1 protein-coding gene is annotated in these 2,879 nt (G+C 33.0%); it reads left to right on the forward strand.

What is annotated here, in order from left to right; all coding sequences use genetic code 11:
- The first annotated feature begins 752 nt into the window (after nt 1-752).
- Nucleotides 753-2,738, forward strand: coding sequence for a WD40/YVTN/BNR-like repeat-containing protein (locus IL355_RS19140; RefSeq protein ID WP_192463703.1), 1,986 nt, complete (start codon nt 753-755; stop codon nt 2,736-2,738).
- The last annotated feature ends 141 nt before the right edge of the window (nt 2,739-2,879 follow it).

The raw sequence follows: 2,879 nt of genomic DNA on the forward strand, positions 1-2,879 counted from the left end.
GCTTTCGCCATAATACCCCTTGGTCAAAGGGTAGAGAAAGTCAAGGTCCAAAGCCCCTTTCAAACGCCTGTAGAAATTGTTCTCGGGTATACGCTCGCTCAACTGGAAATGTGCGAACAGTTTTTCCTGGTAATCCTTTTTTCCCTGCATACCTAAAGTTACGATCGATCTACCGAACGGCAATGATCAAGACCGTTTTTTTCTTAACTTGTGCAACAGGCACAATGGCTATAAGTAATTGCTTGTTCTCGCCTACTTCTGAAAATCCTCGCGGATTTTCAGTTCGGTCCGAACTTGCAAAGTTAATTGCTAAACCACGCAACTACTCATAGTCGAGACCGATGATGCACAATTCACCTAAAGGTGAACCCAAATCGCTACATTGTCGCTACGCTCCAATTCCCGCACTTTGGGATTTGTGCATCATCGCAGGGCTATGTCAGATTGCAATGGCCGTAGGATGAGGGACCATCGATTCTATCACCTTTAGGCGCCATCGAGGATAACTGTGCATATCAACCGCTATATGCAATCTGGTGTGCTCCCTTGTATTTTTCTTTTTTACGTACCTTTCGGTACCACAAATAAAAATCCAAACGCACGACTACACATAGCCCTGCGTTGCCCACAATTATGACAAAAATCCGTAACACCAATAAACTGAATAGTTAACTAACTGAAAAGTATAGTTCGCTCAATCTGATTATTTAAACTGAATAAACAGAATTAGTTTCGTGCAAACGAATTAACCGATGAAAAATTTATTTTTATTACTATTACTTTTTTTACCCTTTTCGACATTTAGTCAGGATGCATATTTAGCTAATTTACCTATTAGTGGAGGAGTTTCAGAAATAGGAGTTTCACCTTCTGAAAGGATTTGGATTGCTACCAAAGCAGGCAACACATATTATACTAATAAGATTGGTGAGCTTTGGCATATAGGTCCATTTGGTTCTTTTGACCCTTATGACATAAGTTCAGGAAAAACATTTGAAAGAGTGAATTTTTTCGATGAAAACACCCTAATGATTTCTGGATTTATACAAGAAGGTGGAAAACAAGACTTTATTTTTCGTTCAACTGATAAAGGAACAACTTGGAATAAAGTAAAATTTGGTAAAAGCAGTTGGATTGATGCTTTTTACATAAATGAGAATGGAAAAGCTTGGATGAGTGGAAATTCTCAACTTATTTACTATACTGATAATAAAGGGGAAACTTGGAAAAGTTTTGATAAAGCGGGAAATGAAAACGCATTAAGATTTAATACAATTCATTTTGCCAAAGACGAAAAAACAGGATTGTTCGGTTCTTTTTGGAATGTCCTTTACAAGACCACTGACAATTGTGAAACTTGGGAGAGATTACCGACACCATTAGACCAAAAAAAATATAAAAGGCTTTCTAAAGAACATAGACCTGACATAAGAAAAATAAGAATTTTTGGTGATTATTATATTATCAATCAGCAAGGGAACATCTTCTATACAAAAAGCGATAATATTAACTGGATAGAATTACCAAATATATCTGACTTTGAAACCACATCTGATGAATCTATTTATTTAATTGAAAAGGATTTAAAAATTGAATTAAGGAATTCAGAATTCGTTTCTGTTTGGAAATCGGATAAAAAATTGAGTAGTACACCTTCAGCTATCAACACAAAAAACAAAAGTCTTTTCGTTTTTACTTACGGAGAAATTTATAAAATCAACAAGAGCGATTTTATAGTTTCAAAGCTTATGACAAATGAAGTGCCAATCAGAGAACCTTACTTAAAGGTAAATTATAAAGGAGAAGAAATTGGCTTTGATAGAAATGCTATTTTAAGATTTGATAAAAAGAGAACTAAATGGTATCGATTTATGGAATCACTTATCAATGTTTCAAATGCAGTTATTTTCAAAGACCAGATTGTAATTGCAGACAATTATTTAAACAAAAGGTTTGTGGTAAATATTGATGAACAAAAAATTTCTCAATACGAACTTCCAAAATCACTATTTAATTTAACGGTAAATAATATAAATAAGTTTTCTATCGAAATAGGAAGTCAAGGTTGTTTTCATAGCGATAGGCAATTCCGAGAGTATAGATTAAAAAACAATTCATTTAAACTCTATAAAAAAGGCAAACGATTTTTATCCAAAATGGATAAAGAAATAAATCCTCAATTATTAAATGATATAGTTAACGAAATTGATAATTCTCGATTTAAAAAACTAACTGTAAACGATTTAGAAATTACAAAAAAAGATTTAGACAACTTCAAAGATTTCATTGATAAAGAAGAACAGAAAATAAAGAAAAAAGGTTACGACCGTTTTGACTACGACAAAGATTACACTTTTCCAGGTGAAAACACAGATTTTAATTTTTACAAAAATGTAGCTGACAGATTTGATTCGATTCCAGATGTTGTCATTAACCAAGTATTTAATACTGGATATGGAAATTGGAGTACAACAACTGTTTGGAGAAAAATGACAATTGATTTTAAAAACGGAGAAGTCTTGACCATTGAAAATTCAGACGATAAACCAAATTATTTATATACACCTTGGATTATAAATTTTAACGGATTAATTATTAAAAGTAACTCTTTAGAATTGGGTAAGTTGATTAATGAACTAACCAATGGAGATTTATATTCTGATGTTTCAAAAGAAAAAAATTATGCTATCTATAAGGTTGCTGATTTTCTTTACAAACAGTCACTGAATAAAAAATAACTGTGGGCAACAACGGTAACCGTTGCGCAAGCCCTTGAACAGCAAAAAAGAGACCTCTTTTAAGCCCTTTTTAGGGGCTTTTTATTTTTAGGACGACTGGGCAATCTAGATTTTTGGGCAACCCTACAAGTGTTCTTTCAA

Origin of the sequence: Euzebyella saccharophila (assembly GCF_014855495.1) — a bacterium.
Classification (GTDB): domain Bacteria; phylum Bacteroidota; class Bacteroidia; order Flavobacteriales; family Flavobacteriaceae; genus Euzebyella; species Euzebyella saccharophila.